At 73.3% G+C, this 16385-nt stretch carries 13 protein-coding genes; 11 read left to right on the top strand and 2 right to left on the bottom strand.

The features are described 5' to 3' along the window. Window positions 1–142: 142 nt before the first annotated feature. The 9 genes from OG937_13620 to OG937_13580 all read left to right on the top strand — a co-directional run bounded on the left by OG937_13620 (window position 143) and on the right by OG937_13580 (window position 12240). On the top strand, window positions 143–598 hold the full coding sequence (locus OG937_13620; GenBank protein ID WUD72655.1) for a DUF6099 family protein: 456 nt from the start codon (window positions 143–145) through the stop codon (window positions 596–598). Window positions 599–716: 118 nt separating this feature from the next. Beyond that, window positions 717–1640, top strand: a complete 924-nt coding sequence (locus OG937_13615) for an LLM class F420-dependent oxidoreductase (protein WUD72654.1) — start codon at window positions 717–719, stop codon at window positions 1638–1640. Window positions 1641–1671: 31 nt separating this feature from the next. Further along, window positions 1672–2634, top strand: coding sequence for a homocysteine S-methyltransferase (gene mmuM, locus OG937_13610; GenBank protein WUD72653.1), 963 nt, complete (start codon window positions 1672–1674; stop codon window positions 2632–2634). Then, window positions 2625–4082 (top strand): 3' terminal RNA ribose 2'-O-methyltransferase Hen1, encoded by a 1458-nt coding sequence (locus tag OG937_13605; protein WUD72652.1) that lies wholly within the window; start codon window positions 2625–2627, stop codon window positions 4080–4082. Before mmuM ends, OG937_13605 begins: the two co-directional genes overlap by 10 nt. Beyond that, the gene (locus OG937_13600; GenBank protein WUD72651.1) at window positions 4079–6625 is read left to right on the top strand and encodes a polynucleotide kinase-phosphatase; all 2547 of its coding nucleotides are present in this window, start codon (window positions 4079–4081) and stop codon (window positions 6623–6625) included. Before OG937_13605 ends, OG937_13600 begins: the two co-directional genes overlap by 4 nt. Window positions 6626–6700: 75 nt before the next feature. Continuing rightward, window positions 6701–7924 carry an arginine deiminase gene (locus tag OG937_13595; GenBank protein ID WUD72650.1) on the top strand — a complete coding sequence of 408 codons (1224 nt, stop codon included), beginning with the start codon at window positions 6701–6703 and terminating at the stop codon, window positions 7922–7924. Between the two features lie 115 nt (window positions 7925–8039). Beyond that, entirely contained in the window at window positions 8040–9044 is a 1005-nt protein-coding gene (argF, locus tag OG937_13590) for an ornithine carbamoyltransferase (protein WUD72649.1), read from the top strand. 98 nt (window positions 9045–9142) lie between these two features. Continuing rightward, window positions 9143–9970, top strand: a complete 828-nt coding sequence (locus OG937_13585) for an enoyl-CoA hydratase family protein (protein ID WUD72648.1) — start codon at window positions 9143–9145, stop codon at window positions 9968–9970. 2 nt (window positions 9971–9972) lie between these two features. After that, window positions 9973–12240 carry a bifunctional salicylyl-CoA 5-hydroxylase/oxidoreductase gene (locus tag OG937_13580; GenBank protein WUD72647.1) on the top strand — a complete coding sequence of 756 codons (2268 nt, stop codon included), beginning with the start codon at window positions 9973–9975 and terminating at the stop codon, window positions 12238–12240. A 48-nt stretch (window positions 12241–12288) separates the two neighbouring features. Here OG937_13580 and OG937_13575 read toward each other — a convergent pair whose 3' ends face one another. Both OG937_13575 and OG937_13570 read right to left on the bottom strand, forming a co-directional pair. Then, window positions 12289–13113 (bottom strand): PaaX family transcriptional regulator, encoded by an 825-nt coding sequence (locus OG937_13575; GenBank protein WUD72646.1) that lies wholly within the window; start codon window positions 13111–13113, stop codon window positions 12289–12291. Window positions 13114–13117: 4 nt separating this feature from the next. Then, on the bottom strand, window positions 13118–14722 hold the full coding sequence (locus OG937_13570) for an AMP-binding protein (GenBank protein ID WUD72645.1): 1605 nt from the start codon (window positions 14720–14722) through the stop codon (window positions 13118–13120). Between the two features lie 95 nt (window positions 14723–14817). Here OG937_13570 and OG937_13565 point away from each other — a divergent pair, with 95 nt between their 5' ends. Further along, entirely contained in the window at window positions 14818–15924 is a 1107-nt protein-coding gene (locus OG937_13565) for an acyl-CoA dehydrogenase family protein (GenBank protein ID WUD72644.1), read from the top strand. After that, window positions 15921–16319: a RidA family protein gene (locus OG937_13560; GenBank protein ID WUD72643.1), complete on the top strand. Its 399-nt coding sequence runs from the start codon at window positions 15921–15923 to the stop codon at window positions 16317–16319. Before OG937_13565 ends, OG937_13560 begins: the two co-directional genes overlap by 4 nt. The last annotated feature ends 66 nt before the right edge of the window (window positions 16320–16385 follow it).

Genomic DNA, 16385 nt, shown 5'->3' with positions numbered 1-16385 from the left:
ACCGCGCGTTCGCCCGTTGGCACGGGCGGGTGAGCGGGTTGTCCACAGGCGGGAACCGGCCACTTCCACCTCGCGTCACGATCCGTCACTCTGAGTGAGGAGCGGGATCGACGGGGCGGAGACGGGGCGGAGGTGCGTCGTGATGGACGCGGTACGGCTGATCCGGGCCACGCGGGAGGCGCTGCGAAGCGGCGGGACCGAGCGTGAGCTGATGGCGGAGGCCTGGCAGGTACAGGCGCTGACGGAGGCGGTCGGCAGCCACCTCGCCCTCCACGGGGCGCCCGAGCTGCGCACCCCAGGCTTCTCCGTCTGCGAGGCGGGCGGCAGGGCGTGCGGCGCCACGGGACCTCCGGGGGTGGCCTCCGGGCCGTTGCGGGCGTCCCTGCTCACCGACGTGCGCGAGCCGGCCGGGACCTTGCGCGAACTGCGCGAGCTGCTGTCGGAGCTGGGCATGGCCCTGGTCTCGGTGGCCTGCGCCGCCGAGAGCGAGACGGAGTACTGGCAGTGCATCGAGGCGGTGGACGCCGCCGACGAGTCCAAGGACCGGGTGGGTGTGCTCTTGCGCGCGGTCGAGGCGCGGCAGCGGGAGGGCGCATGAGCGGTAAGCCGCCGGAGCGTGAACGGAGTTGGCGGAGTGCCGTCGCCCCCGGCCCGGGAAGGTGCCACGCGCGACAGGTTGCCGATCGATTCGGACCGGAGAGGTGCAGGATGGAGTCATGGATCTTCGAATCTTCACCGAGCCCCAGCAAGGGGCCTCGTACGACACCCTGCTCTCCGTCGCCAAGGCGACCGAGGAGCTCGGCTTTGATGCCTTCTTCCGGTCGGACCACTACCTCAAGATGGGCGACGCGGACGGTCTGCCGGGGCCGACCGACGCGTGGATCACCCTGGCCGGACTCGCCCGCGAGACGAAGCGGATCCGGCTCGGCACCCTGATGACGGCCGCCACGTTCCGGCTGCCCGGTGTGCTCGCCATCCAGGTCGCGCAGGTGGACCAGATGTCGGGCGGTCGCGTCGAGCTGGGCCTGGGCGCCGGGTGGTACGCGGACGAGCACACCGCGTACGGCATCCCCTTCCCGAAGGAGAAGTTCGCCAGGCTGGAGGAGCAGCTCGCCATCGTCACCGGGCTGTGGGGCACCCCGACGGGCGAGACCTTCGACTTCAAGGGCACGCACTACACGGTGGAGAACTCGCCCGCCCTGCCCAAGCCGGCCCAGGCCAAGCTCCCCGTCCTCATCGGTGGGCACGGCGCCAGGCGCACCCCACGGCTCGCGGCCCGCTACGCCGACGAGTTCAACCTGCCGTTCGGTTCGCTGGAGGACACCGCCCAGCAGTTCGCCCGGGTGCGGGAGGCCGCCGAGGAGCACGGCCGGGGCAAGGACGAGATCGTCTACTCCAACGCCCTCGTCGTGTGCGTCGGCAAGGACGACGCCGAGGTCGCCCGCCGGGCCGCCACCATCGGCCGCGAGGTCGACGAGCTCAAGGCCAACGGCCTCGCCGGGTCCCCTGCCGAGGTCGTCGACAAGATCGGCCGCTACGCCGAGCTCGGTGCCACCCGCTTCTACCTGCAGATCCTGGACCTGAGCGACCTCGGGCACCTGGAACTGATCGCCTCCGAGGTCCAGTCGCAGCTCGGCTGACCCCGGCACACCACCGCAAGGAGCACCCGCGATGCCCGCACCCCACCGGCCCCTGGCGCAAGCCCTCGCCGAGTCCACCGTCGTCCTCGACGGCGGGCTGTCCAACCAGCTCGCCGACCAGGGCTGCGACCTGGCCGACGCGCTCTGGTCGGCCCGGCTGCTCGCCGACGCGCCGGAGCAGATCGAGGCGGCGCACACCGCCTACGTAAGGGCGGGCGCGCGGGTGCTCATCACCTCCAGCTACCAGGCGACCTACGAGGGCTTCGCCGCGCGCGGCATCGGACGGCAGGAGGCGACCGCCCTGCTGCGCCGCAGCGTCGCCCTCGCCCGTGCCGCCGCCCGCGACCGCGAGGACGTATGGGTGGCGGCCTCCGTGGGACCGTACGGCGCCATGCTCGCGGACGGCAGCGAGTACCGGGGCCGCTACGGGCTGAGCGTGGCGGAACTGGAGCGCTTCCACCGGCCCAGGATCGAGACGCTGGCCGAGGCCGGTCCGGACGTCCTGGCGCTGGAGACCGTGCCGGACACCGATGAGGCGGAGGCGCTGCTGAGGATCGTCGGCGACCTCGGGGTGCCGGTCTGGCTGAGCTACACCGTCGCCGGCGGGACTACCCGGGCGGGTCAGCCGCTGGAGGAGGCGTTCCGGATCGCGGCGGACGCGGACGCGGTGATCGCCGTCGGCGTCAACTGCTGCGACCCGGCCGACGCTGCCCGGGCGGTCGAGACGGCGGCGGCGACCGTGGACCTTCCCGTGGTCGTCTACCCCAACAGCGGCGAGAGCTGGGACGAACGGGCCCGGGACTGGCGCGGCGGCTCCGTCTTCGACCCGGCACTGGCGTCCGGCTGGCAGCGGGCCGGTGCCCGGCTCATCGGGGGATGCTGCCGGGTCGGGCCCGCGCAGATATCCGCCCTCGCCTGCGCACTCACCCCACAGTCGGGGAAAACCGCTGTTCGGAGCGGGGACGGGCAGGCGATACTCAGGCGGTGTTCCTGACGATAACGACCACCGGCAGCGGCGGCATGCCCGCCACGGACCTCGGCTTCCTGCTGCACAAGCATCCGGAGAAGGCCCAGGTCTTCTCGACCTCCTACGGCGACGCCCACGTCTTCTACCCCGTGGCGTCCGAGCAACGGTGCACGGCCGCGCTGCTGCTGGAGGTCGATCCGGTGGCGCTCGTGCGGCGCGGCAAGGGCAAGGGCCGGGGCGGGGCCCCGGACTCCGCTCTCGGGCACTACGTCAACGACCGGCCGTACGCCGCCTCGTCGCTGCTGGCGGTCGCCCTCCGCACGGTGTTCGCCAGCGCTCTGAGGGGCGTCTGCGACGCCCGCCCCGAGCGGGCCGCGCAGCCCCTGCCGCTGCGGATCGAGATCCCCGCCGTGCCCGCGCGCGGCGGCGCCGCCCTCGTCCGCCGGCTGTTCGAGCCGCTGGGCTGGACCGTCGAGGCCGAACCGGTCGCGCTGGACGAGCAGTTCCCCGAGTGGGGCGAGTCGCGCTACGTGCGGCTGGCCCTGGAGGGGGAGCTGCGGCTGTCCGAGGCCCTGCGGCACCTGTACGTGCTGCTCCCGGTCCTGGACGACGCCAAGCACTACTGGGTGTCGCCCGACGAGGTCGACAAGCTGCTGCGCATGGGCGACGGATGGCTCGCCGTCCACCCGGAGCAGCGGCTGATCACCAGCCGCTACCTCGCCCGCCGCTGGTCGCTGACCCGGCAGGCCATGGAGCGGCTGGAACTGGCCCGGCTCGCCGAGGCCGACGACAGCGAGGCCGAGGAGCTGGACAACGCCGTCGACGAGGAGGTGGACACCGAGGAGAAGCCGCTGCCCCTGGCGGTGCAGCGCCGCGAGGCGATCCTGGCGGAGCTGCGCGACGCCGGGGCGAGCCGGGTCCTCGACCTCGGCTGCGGTCAGGGCCAGCTGGTCGGCGCGTTGCTGAAGGACGTCCGCTTCACCGAGATCCTCGGCGTCGACGTATCGGCCCGGGCCCTGGGCGAGGCGGCGCGGCGACTGCGGCTGGACCGCATGGGCGAGCGGCAGTCCTCCCGCGTCCGGCTCGTGCAGGGTTCCCTGACGTACACCGACGCCCGCCTCAAGGGCTACGACGCCGCGGTGCTCAGCGAGGTCGTCGAGCACCTCGACCTGCCCCGGCTCCCCGCCCTGGAGTACGCCGTCTTCGGTGCGGCACGACCCGCGACCGTGGTCGTGACCACGCCGAACGTCGAGTACAACGTGCGCTGGGAGACGCTGCCCGCCGGGCACGCCCGGCACGCGGACCACCGCTTCGAGTGGACGCGGGCGGAGTTCCGCTCGTGGGCGGAGCAGGTCGCCGGACGATACGGCTACGGCGTGCGGTTCGTCCCCGTCGGCCCCGACGACCCCGAGGTCGGCCCGCCCACCCAGATGGCAGTTTTCACGATGACCGCGAAGGAGGTCACGTCCGCATGACCGGCAAGCACACCCTCCCGGTGACCGACCTTTCCCTCGTGGTCCTGATCGGTACCACCGGCTCCGGCAAGTCGACCTTCGCCCGGCGCCACTTCAAGCCCACCGAGGTGATCTCCTCGGACTTCTGCCGCGGCCTGGTCAGCGACGACGAGAACGACCAGGGCGCCAGCGGTGACGCCTTCGACGTGCTGCACTACATCGCGGGCAAGCGGCTGGCCGCAGGCCGGCTCACCGTCGTCGACGCCACCAGCGTGCAGCAGGAGAGCCGCCGCCAGCTCGTCCGGCTCGCCCGCGAGTACGACGTGCTGCCCATCGCGATCGTCCTCGACGTCCCCGAGCAGGTCTGCATCGAGCGGAACGCGTCCCGTCCCGACCGCGCCCACCTGCCCCGGCACGTCGTGCAGCGCCAGCAGCGCGAGCTGCGCCGCTCCCTGCGGCAGCTGGAGCGCGAGGGCTTCCGCAAGGTGCACGTCCTGCGCGGCACCGAGGAGGTCGAGGCGGCCGAGGTCGTGCTGGAGCGCCGCTACAACGACAAGCGCGAGCTCACCGGCCCGTTCGACATCATCGGCGACATCCACGGCTGCAGCTCCGAGCTGGAGACCCTGCTCGGCAAGCTGGGCTACGTCGACGGCGTGCACCCCGAGGGCCGCACGGCCGTCTTCGTGGGGGACCTCGTCGACCGTGGCCCCGACAGCCCCGGCGTGCTGCGCCGCGTCATGGGCATGGTCGCCGCCGGCGACGCCCTGTGCGTGCCCGGCAACCACGAGAACAAGCTGGGCCGCTGGCTGAAGGGCAAGAAGGTCCAGCACACCCACGGCCTCGCCGAGACCATCGAGCAGATGGAGCAGGAGGACGAGAAGGCCCCCGCCTTCCGCGAGCAGGTGCGCGAGTTCATCGAAGGACTCGTCAGCCACTACGTCCTCGACGGCGGCAAGCTGGTCGTCTGCCACGCCGGCCTGCCCGAGAAGTACCACGGCCGCACCTCCGGCCGGGTCCGCTCGCACGCCCTGTACGGCGACACCACCGGCGAGACCGACGAGTTCGGCCTGCCCGTGCGCTACCCGTGGGCCGAGGACTACCGCGGCCGCGCCGCCGTCGTCTACGGCCACACACCCGTGCCGAGCACCTCGTGGATCAACAACACGATCTGCCTCGACACCGGCGCCGTCTTCGGCGGGCGGATGACGGCCCTGCGCTGGCCCGAGCGCGAGATCGTCGACGTCCCCGCCGAGCGGGTCTGGTACGAGCCGGCCAAGCCGCTCGCCGGCGAGGCCCCGGGTGGGCAGGACGGGCGACCGCTCGACCTCGCCGACGTCGCCGGCCGCCGTGTCGTGGAGACCGTGCACCACGGCCGGGTCGCCGTCCGTGAGGAGAACGCGGCCGCCGCGCTGGAGGTCATGAGCCGCTTCGCGGTCGACCCGCGGCTGCTGATGTACCTGCCGCCGACGATGTCGCCGTGCGCGACCTCGCAACGGGAGGGTTACCTGGAGCACCCGCACGAGGCGTTCGCCGCCTACCGCGCGGACGGCATCGGCCAGGTGCTCTGCGAGGAGAAGCACATGGGCTCCCGCGCCGTGGCGCTGGTGTGCCGCGACGCGGAGACGGCCGGCGAGCGCTTCGGGGTGACCGGCGGCGTGACGGGCGCCCTGCACACCCGCACGGGCCGTCCGTTCTTCGACGACCCGGCCGTCACCGAGCAGGTCCTCGACCGGCTGAGGGCCTCGGTCACCGCCGCCGGGCTCTGGGAGGAGCTGGGCACGGACTGGCTGCTGCTCGACGCCGAGCTGCTGCCCTGGTCGCTGAAGGCCACCGGCCTGCTGCGCAGGCAGTACGCCGCCGTGGGCGCCGCCTCCGGCGCGGTCTTCCCGGGTGCGATCGCCGCCCTGGAGCACGCCGCCGCGCGCGGCACCGACGTGACGGGCCTGCTGGAGCGGCAGCGCGGGCGGTCCGCTGACGCCGCCGCCTTCACCGAGGCGTACCGGCGCTACTGCTGGACGACCGAGGGCCTGGACGGGGTGCGTCTCGCGCCGTTCCAGATCCTGGCCGCCCAGGGCCGCAGCCTCGCCGCGCTCCCGCACGACGAGCAGCTGGCGCTCATCGACCGCATGGTCGCCAACGACCCGACGGGACTGCTCCAGGAGACCCGCCGGCTGCTGGTCGACACCCGCGACGAGGAGTCGGTGGCGGCCGGTACGCAGTGGTGGCTGGAGCTGACCTCCGCCGGCGGCGAGGGCATGGTCGTCAAGCCGCTCCAGGCCCTGGTGCGCACCGAGGACGGCAACCGGCTGGTCCAGCCCGGCATCAAGTGCCGCGGCCGGGAGTACCTGCGGATCATCTACGGTCCCGAGTACACCCGTCCCGACCAGCTGGCCAGGCTCCGCTCCCGCGCCCTGGGCCACAAGCGCTCCCTCGCGCTGCGCGAGTACGGGCTGGGCCTGGAGGCGCTGGACCGGCTGGCCGCGGGCGAGCCGCTGTGGCGCGTGCACGAGGCGGTCTTCGCCGTCCTGGCGCTGGAGTCCGAGCCGGTGGACCCCCGGCTGTGACGGGCGAGGGGCGGGCACCCGGGTGCCCGCCCCTCCCTGGCGGTAAACCCTTGCCAAGTGGGAATGTCTAGCTCCATGGCATTCCATGTGGACTCCGAGGCAGGGCGGCTGCACCGCGTCATCCTCCACCGCCCCGACCTGGAGCTGAAAAGGCTCACGCCGTCGAACAAGGACGCCCTGCTCTTCGACGACGTCCTGTGGGTGCGCCGGGCCCGTGCCGAGCACGACGGCTTCGCCGACGTGCTGCGCGACCGGGGCGTGGCCGTGCACCTCTTCGGTGACCTGCTGCGGGAGACGCTGACCCTGCCCGAGGCCCGGCGCATGGTGCTGGACCGGGTCTTCGACGAGAAGGAGTACGGCCCGGTGGTCACCGACCACCTGCGCGCGGCCTTCGACGAGCTGTCCGCGGCCGAGCTGACCGAGGCCCTGGTCGGCGGCATGACCAAACGGGAGTTCCTGGCCCGTTTCGCGGAGCCGACCTCGGTCCGCTTCCATGTGACGGACCTGGACGACTTCCTGGTCAACCCGCTGCCGAACCACATCTTCACCCGGGACACCTCGGCCTGGGTCTACGACGGGGTCAGCATCAACGCGATGCGCTGGCCGGCCCGCTGGCACGAGACGATCCACTACGAGGCGATCTACCGCCACCACCCGCTCTTCGCGGGCGGCTCCTTCCACGTGTGGTCCGAGGGCCAGGCGGCCTACCCGTCCACCATCGAGGGCGGCGACGTCCTGGTGATCGGCAACGGCGCCGTCCTCATCGGCATGAGCGAGCGCACCACCCCGCAGGCCGTGGAGATGCTGGCCCAGCGCCTGTTCAACGCCGGGTCGGCCACCACGATCGTGGCCCTCGACATGCCCAAGCGCCGTGCCTTCATGCACCTGGACACCGTGATGACGATGGTCGACGGCGACACCTTCACCAAGTACGCGGGCCTGGGCATGCTGCGCTCGTACACCATCGAGCCCGGCGCGGGGGAGCGCGACCTGAAGGTCACCGACCACCCGCCGGAGCACATGCACCGGGCCATCGCGGCGGCCCTGGGCCTGGACGACATCCGCGTGCTCACCGCGACCCAGGACGTCCATTCCGCCGAGCGCGAGCAGTGGGACGACGGATGCAACGTGCTCGCGCTGGAGCCGGGCGTCGTGCTGGCGTACGAGCGCAACGTCACCACCAACACCTTCCTGCGCAAGCGCGGCATCGAGGTCATAGAGATCCCCGGGAGTGAACTCGGGCGCGGCCGCGGCGGTCCGCGCTGCATGAGCTGCCCCATCGAGCGGGACCCGGTCTGACGGGGCGATCCGTGGCCGGGCCCGGACTGTATAAGGATGCATCTGTTCGTATAGACTTCCATGGTCTCGGCGCACTCATGTTCGGCACCCGGCCGACCCCGACCTAGGAGCCCCCATGGCCATCGACCTCACGGGCCGCCACTTCCTCAAGGAGCTGGACTTCGCCCCCGAGGAGTTCCGCGGGCTGGTGGACCTGGCCGCCGAGCTGAAGGCGGCCAAGAAGGCGGGCGCCGAGGTCCGGCGGCTCGCCGGCAGGAACATCGCCCTGATCTTCGCCAAGACCTCCACCCGCACCCGCTGCGCCTTCGAGGTCGCCGCGGCCGACCAGGGCGCGTCCACCACCTACCTGGACCCGGCCGGCTCCCAGCTCGGCCACAAGGAGTCGGTGAAGGACACCGCCCGCGTGCTCGGCCGGATGTACGACGGCATCGAGTACCGCGGGACGGGTCAGGAGGTCGTCGAGGAACTGGCCGCCCACGCCGGGGTGCCGGTGTGGAACGGCCTCACCGACCAGTGGCACCCCACCCAGATGCTCGCCGACGTGCTCACCATGGCCGAGCACTCCCGTTCCCCGCTGGGGGAGACCGCCTACGCCTACCTCGGCGACGCCCGCTCCAACATGGGCAACTCGCTGCTGGTCACCGGCGCCCTCCTCGGCATGGACGTCCGCATCGCCGCCCCGGAGCAGCTGTGGCCGGACGACGGCGTCGTCGCCGAGGCGCGGCGCCTCGCGGAGACCACCGGCGCCCGCGTCACCCTGACCGAGGACGTCGCCGAGGGCGTCGCCGGCGCGGAGTTCGTCCACACCGACGTCTGGGTGTCCATGGGCGAGCCCGCCGAGGTGTGGGACGAGCGCATCGCGCTGCTGAAGCCGTACGCCGTGACCGCGGACGTGCTGCGCGCCACCGGCCGCCCGGACGCGAAGTTCATGCACTGCCTGCCCGCCTTCCACGACCTGGGCACCACCTTGGCCCGGGAGATCCACGAACGGCACGGGCTGACCTCGCTGGAGGTCACCGACGAGGTCTTCGAGTCGGCGCGGTCCATCGTCTTCGACCAGGCCGAGAACCGGATGCACACCATCAAGGCCGTCCTCGTCGCCACGCTGGGAGGCGTGTGAGGCGCCGCGCATATCGCGCACTCGTGACGGCGGTCACGAAGGAGTGATAACTTCGCGGTGTTGGCAAGCCTGCCTCCCCCGCGAAGGAGGACGTGCCCATGAGCCCCTACCGAGGCTCCGCAGGCCGGACCGAGGAATGGCGGCACCTGCGCGTCGAGCGCGCCGACGGCGTCGTCACCGTCACCCTCGACCGGCCCGACAAGCTCAACGCGCTCACCTTCGGTGCCTACGCCGACCTGCGCGACCTGCTCACCGAGCTGCCGCACCACGGCGACACCCGCGTGCTCGTGCTCGCCGGGGCCGGTCGCGGCTTCTGCTCCGGCGGGGACGTCGACGAGATCATCGGCGCCACCCTCGCCATGGGTGCGGGCCAGCTCCTGGACTTCACCCGCATGACCGGACAGGTCGTCCGCGCCCTCCGCGAGGCCCCCTTCCCCGTCGTCGCCGCCGTCCACGGCGTCGCGGCCGGAGCCGGTTCCGTCATCGCCCTCGCCTCCGACTTCCGGATCGTCGAGCGCTCGGCCCGCTTCGCCTTCCTCTTCACCAAGGTCGGCCTCGCGGGCGCCGACATGGGCGCCGCCTACCTGCTGCCCCGCATCGTCGGCCTCGGCCATGCCACCCGGCTGCTGATGCTCGGCGACACCGTCGGCGCCGCGGAGGCCGATCGCATCGGCCTGGTCAGCGAGCTCGTCGACGACGGGCAGGCGGACGCGAGCGCCGCCGCCCTCGCCAAGCGCCTGGCGGCCGGCCCCGCGCTGGCGTACGCGCAGACCAAGGCCCTGCTCACCGCGGAGCTCGACATGCCGCTCGGCGCCGCCGTGGAGATGGACGCCGCCACCCAGGCGCTCCTGATGACCAGCGAGGACTACGCCGAGTTCCACGCCGCGTTCACCGACAAGCGCAGCCCCAACTGGAAGGGCCGTTAGCCGTGCGGGTGGCCATCATCGGCGGCGGCCCCGGCGGGCTCTACGCGGCCGCACTGCTCAAGCGCCTCGACCCGGAACGCGAGATCACCGTCTGGGAGCGCGGCTCGCCGGAGGACACCTTCGGCTTCGGCGTCGTGCTGTCCGACGAGACGCTCGGCGGCATCGAGCACGCCGACCCGGTCGTCTTCCGCGCCCTGGAACGGGAGTTCACCCGCTGGGACGACATCGACGTGCGCCACCGCGGCCGTGCCGTCACCTCCGGCGGCCACGGCTTCGCGGCGGTGGACCGGCGCACGCTGCTGGCGGTCCTCCACGACCGCTGCCACGACCTCGGCGTGACCGTCCGCAGCCGCGAACTCGCCCCGGCCGCCGAACGGCTGGCCCGCGACCACGACCTCGTCATCGCCGCCGACGGCGCGGGCAGCGCCACCCGCGGGGCCCACGCCGCCGTCTTCCGCCCCACCCTCACCGGCCACCGCTGCCGCTACATCTGGCTCTCCACCGACCTCGTCCTGGACGCCTTCCGCTTCGAGATCGCCGAGACCGAGCACGGCGTGATGCAGGCCCACGGCTATCCGTACCGGCCGGACGCGAGCACCTTCATCGTCGAGATGCGCGAGGACGTCTGGCAGCGCGCCGGACTGGACCGGCTGGACGAGGCCGAGTCGATCGCCCGCTGCGAGAAGATCTTCGCCGACGCCCTGCACGGCCACGGCCTGCGCGGCAACCGCTCCCGCTGGATCGCCTTCACCACCGTCGTCAACGAGCGCTGGCGGCACGGGAACATCGTGCTCCTCGGTGACGCCGCCCACACCGCGCACTTCTCCATCGGCTCCGGCACCAAGCTCGCCATGGAGGACGCCCTCGCCCTCGCCGCCTGCCTGCACGAGCAGCCCGGCGTCCCCGAGGCGCTCGCCGCCTACGAGGCCGAGCGCAAGCCGGTCGTCGCCAGCACGCAGCGCGCCGCGCGGGCCAGCCTGGAGTGGTTCGAGCACCTGGAGCAGTACACCGCCCAGCCGCCCCGGCAGTTCGCCTTCAACCTGCTCACCCGCAGCCGCCGGGTCACCCACGACAACCTGCGCCTGCGCGACGCGGAGTTCACCGCCTCCGTGGAGCGGGAGTTCGGCACCGGGCCGGACACCCCGCCGATGTTCACCCCGTTCACCCTGCGCGGGCTGACCCTGCGCAACCGGGTCGTCGTCTCGCCGATGGACATGTACTCCGCCACCGACGGCACCCCCGGCGACTTCCACCTCGTCCACCTCGGCGCCCGTGCCCTCGGCGGCGCCGGCCTGGTCATGACCGAGATGGTCTGCGTCAGCCCCGAGGGCCGCATCACCCCCGGCTGCGCGGGCCTGTGGAACGACGGGCACGAGGACGCCTGGCGCCGCGTCACCGGCTTCGTGCACGCCCGGCCCGGCGCCGCGATCGGCCTGCAGCTCGGCCACAGCGGCCGCAAGGGCTCCACCCGGCTGATGTGGGAGGGCATCGACCAGCCGCTCCCGGAGGGCAACTGGCCGCTCGCGGCCCCCTCCCCGCTGCCGTACCACCCCCACGTGAGCCAGGTCCCGCACGCCCTGGACGCCGAGGGGCTCGCCGCGATCCGCGAGCAGTTCGCCGCCTCCGCCGCGCGCGGCGCCCGCGCGGGGTTCGACCTGCTGGAACTGCACTGCGCCCACGGCTACCTGCTCTCGTCCTTCCTCTCCCCGCTCACCAACCGGCGCACCGACGCCTACGGCCGCGACCTGACCGGGCGGCTGCGCTTCCCCCTGGAGGTCTTCGACGCCGTCCGCGAGGTCTGGCCCGCCGACCGCCCGATGACCGTCCGCATCTCCGCCACCGACTGGGCCGAGGGCGGCACGACCGCCGACGAGGCGGTCGAGATCGCCCGGGCCTTCGCCGCCCACGGTGCCGACGCCATCGACGTCTCGACCGGCCAGGTCGTCGCCGACGAGGCCCCCGACTTCGGCCGCTCCTACCAGACCCCCTACGCCGACCGGATCCGCAACGAACTCGGGGTGCCCGTCATCACGGTCGGCGCCATCTCCTCCTGGGACGACGTCAACTCCCTGATCCTCGCGGGCCGCGCCGACCTGTGCGCGCTCGCCCGCCCCCACCTCTACGACCCCAACTGGACGCTCCACGCCGCCGCCGAACAGGACTACTCCGGCCCCGGCGCACCCTGGCCCCTCCCGTACCAGGCGGGCAGCCGCCGCCCGCCCACGGGCCGCACGGACGCCCCCCGGCCCCGTCTCACGCTGGACGTGTGAGGGGTCGCGGGCCGCTGGTCAGGCGAAGAGGGAGGTGTCGGTGCCCGGTCACGCCGTGGGGTCGGCGGACCGCGCGAACTGTGCCCCCGCGTCGCGCAGCCGTGCGTGCAGGCCCTCGAAGACCGCCGCGGCGCGGCCGCCGGGCCAGTCGGGCGGGAGGAGGGCGGGCGACAGGCCCGGGTCGGCGTAGGGGAGGCGGCGCCAGGAGTCGAGGGCGCGCAGGTAGTCCGCGAAGGCCTCCTGCGGCGGGGTCGTCTCCCGGGCGGCCCAGGCGCGCAGTACGGGCTCGTGGGCGTCGAGGAAGGCGTGGTGGCGCTTGGCGACGGCGTCGAGGTCCCACCAGCGGCGCACGGCCGCGGCCGTCGGCTCGAAGCCGAGGTGGGTGCCGGTGAAGAGGTCGACATAGGTGTCCAGGCCGAGCCGGCGCAGGGTGTGCAGGGCCTCCTCGTGGAGGCGAGCGGGCGCGATCCACACGCCCGGGGCGGCGGTGCCGAAGCCCAGCCGGGCCAGGCGGGAGCGGAGCAGGTGCCGCTTGTGGCGCTCGCTCTCCGGCACGGAGAAGACCGCGAGCACCCATTCCTGGTCCCCGGCTCCGCCGGCCGGGTGACCGTAGATGCGGCGGTCGCCGTCGGCGAGCAGCTGCCGGGCGTCCTCGGACAGGGCGTAGCCCGCGGCGCCGCCGACGCGGTCCGGCTCCAGCAGGCCGCGGCGCTTGAGCCGGGAGACCGCCGAGCGCACCGACTGCGGGTCCACGTCCACGGCGCCCATCAGCCGGATCAGCCCGGCGACGGGTATCCGCCCGTCCCAGGCCTCGGCCCGGCCGTAGGCGCCGAAGAAGGTCACGATCAGCGAACTGGGGGTGTGCTCGGTCACGCGATCACTGTAGGTCGCGCAGCCGGAAGCGCTGCAGTTTCCCGGTGGGAGTGCGGGGCAGGGCGTCGAGGAAGGCGATCTCGCGGGGGCACTTGTAGCTCGCGATCTCCTCCCGGGTGAAGGCGCGCAGCGCCTCGACCGTGTGCTCGTCGCGCGGGGGGCCGTCCCGCAGCACGACGAAGGCCCGGACGATCTGGCCGCGCTGGTCGTCCGGCACGCCGATGACCGCGGCCTCCCGCACGTCGGGGTGGCGCAGCAGCGCCTCCTCGACCTCGGGGCCGGCGATGTTGTACCCCGACGAGATGATCATGTCGTCGGCGCGGGCCACGTAGCGGAAGTAGCCGTCCGGCTCGCGCACGTAGGTGTCGCCGGTGATGTTCCAGCCGTCGCGCACGTACTCCCGCTGCCGTTCGTCCGCCAGGTAGCGGCAGCCCGTGGGGCCGCGCACCGCGAGCAGCCCCGGCTCGCCGTCCGGCACGGGGGAGAGCGTCGAAGGGTCGACGACCCGGGCCTGGTAGCCCGGCACCGGCAGGCCCGTGGTGCCCGGCCGGATCACGTCGTCGGCGGCGGAGATGAAGATGTGCAGCAGCTCCGTGGCCCCTATGCCGTTGATGATCCGCAGCCCCGTCGACGCGTACCAGGCGTGCCAAGTCGCCTCGGGCAGGTTCTCGCCCGCCGACACGCAGCGCCGCAGCGAGGACAGGTCGCGGGTGCCGTGCGAGGCGAGTATGGCCCGATAGGCGGTGGGCGCGGTGAACAGCACGGTCACCGCGTGCTCCGCGACGGCCCGGGCGAGCTGTTCGGGGCCGGCCTGCTCCAGCAGCAGCGCCGACGCCCCCACGCGCAGCGGGAAGACGACCAGGCCGCCCAGCCCGAAGGTGAAGCCCAGGGGCGGGCTGCCGGCGAACACGTCCGCGGAGGTCGGTCGCAGTACGTGCGCGGAGAAGGTGTCGGCGATCGCCAGCACGTCCCGGTGGAAGTGCATGCACCCCTTGGGCCGTCCGGTCGTCCCGGAGGTGAAGGCGATCAGCGCGACGTCGTCGGCCGAGGTCTCCACCGCGGGGAAGGAGTCCGGCCGCTCGGCCGCGAGCCGCAGCAGATCGTCCGGCGCCTCCCCACCGTACGTGGCGATGCGCAGCCCGGGCGCCTCGCACTTGGCGAGGTCGTCGACCGCGCGGATGTCGCACAGCGCGTGCCGGACGGCGGCGATCTCGCAGATCGTGGCCAGCTCGTGCGGGCGGTGCGCCGCGAGCACGGTCACCGCGACCGCGCCCGCCTTCATGACGGCGAACCAGCACGCCACCAGCCACGGCGTGGTGGGGCCGCGCAGCAGCACGCGGTTGCCGGGCACCACCCCGAGGTCGTCGGTCAGCACGTGCGCGATGCGGTCGGAGGCGGCGCGCAGGTCCGCGTACGACCAGACCTCACCGCCCGGCATCCGCAGGCAGGGCGCCTCGGGCAGGCCGGCGGCGAGGAGTTCGGTGCCGCAGTTGAGCCGGCCGGGATAGGCCAGTTCGGGGAGGTCTTGGGTCAGGACGGGCCACTGGTCACGCCGCGGGAGGTGATCCCGCGGGAAAGTGTCCACGTGTGCTGATGGCAGCAGGTCCATGGCGGGTTCGCCCCTCGTTGGCACCTGGTTGCGGGCGGATTCAGCGTAACGTGTTTGTGACGGCAGTCAACGGTACGCGATACGGGAGGTGCCGCGTGGCATCGTTCGCGCTGGACCCGGAACAGCTCAAGTGGTGTGCGCAGGTCCGCGATTGGGCCGCCGAACGGCTCCGGCCGCTGGCGGCGTCCGGCGAACCCGGGCGGGTCAACCGGCCGCTGCTCGCCGCCCTCGGCGAACTCGGCCTGCTGGGGCGCCTCTTCCCCGGCACCGCCCTCGAGCTGTGCCTGCTCCGGGAGTCCCTGGCCCGGGAGTGCACCGAGGCGGAGACCGCGCTCGCCCTGCAGGGCCTGGGCGCCCACCCCCTGCTGGAATCCCCTGAACTGGCCGCCCGCTGGATCCCGCGGGTCGTCTCCGGCGAGGCCGTCGCGGCCTTCGCGCTCACCGAACCCGCAGCGGGCTCCGACGCGGCCGCCCTCGAACTGGCCGCGGAGCCCGCGCCGGACGGCGGCTGGCGGCTCACCGGAGAGAAGTGCTGGATCTCCAACGCCCCCGAGGCCGACATCTACACGGTCTTCGCCCGGACCACCCCCGGAGCCGGGGCCCGCGGCGTGACCGCCTTCGCCGTCCCGGCCCACCGCCCCGGCCTCGGCGGCGAACACCTCGACATGCTCTCCCCGCACCCCATCGGGCGGCTGCGCTTCGACGCCGTACCGGTCGGGCGGCACGACGTGATCGGCGAGGTCGACCGCGGCTTCCGGGTCGCCATGACCACCCTCAACCGCTTCCGGCCCAGCGTCGGTGCCTTCGCGGTCGGCATGGCGCAGGCCGCCCTCGAGGCGGCCACCGCCCACGCCGCCTCCCGCACCGCCTTCGGCGCGCCCCTGAAGGAGCTCCAGGCCGTCTCCCACACCCTCGCCGAGATGGCCACCCGCACCGAGGCCGCCCGCCTGCTGGTCTACGCCGCCGCCGAGGCCTACGACTCCGGTGCCCCCGGCACCGCCCGCAGCTCCGCCATGGCCAAGCTCTTCGCCACCGAGACCGCCCAGTACGCCGTCGACGCGGCCGTCCAGATCCACGGGGCCCGCGCCCTGGAGCGCGGCCACGTCCTGGAACACCTCTACCGCGAGGTCCGCGCACCGCGTATCTACGAAGGTGCCACCGAAGTCCAGCGGTCGATCATCGCCAAGGAGCTCTTCGCATGACCCTCAACCGGATCAATCCGCCCGAGCTCTCCCCGCCCACCGGCTTCAGCCACGCCGTCACCGCCACCGGCCGCACCCTCGTCCTCCTCGCGGGCCAGACCGCGCTGGACTCCGGGGGCAAGGTCGTCGGCGACACGCTCCCCGCCCAGTTCGAGCACGCGCTGATCAACCTGCTCACCGCCCTCCAGGCTGCCGGCGGCACCCCCGCCGACCTCGCCCGCCTCACCGTCCACACCACCGACGTCGCCGCCTACCGCGACCACGCGCCCGAACTCGGCCGCATCTGGCGCGCCCTGGCAGGCCGTGACTACCCGGCGATGGCGGTCATCGGCATCACCCGCCTGTGGGACGAGGAGGCCATGGTCGAACTCGACGGCCTCGCCGTGCTCTCCTGACCCAACGTCAAGGCACGGCCGCGGCAACCGCCGTCGCGTCCGCCGCCCCGAGCCCGCCCGGCCAGG

It is taken from the genome of Streptomyces sp. NBC_00510, from assembly GCA_036013505.1.
Lineage (GTDB): Bacteria > Actinomycetota > Actinomycetes > Streptomycetales > Streptomycetaceae > Actinacidiphila.
This window is presented reverse-complemented; position numbering and strand designations above follow the sequence as displayed.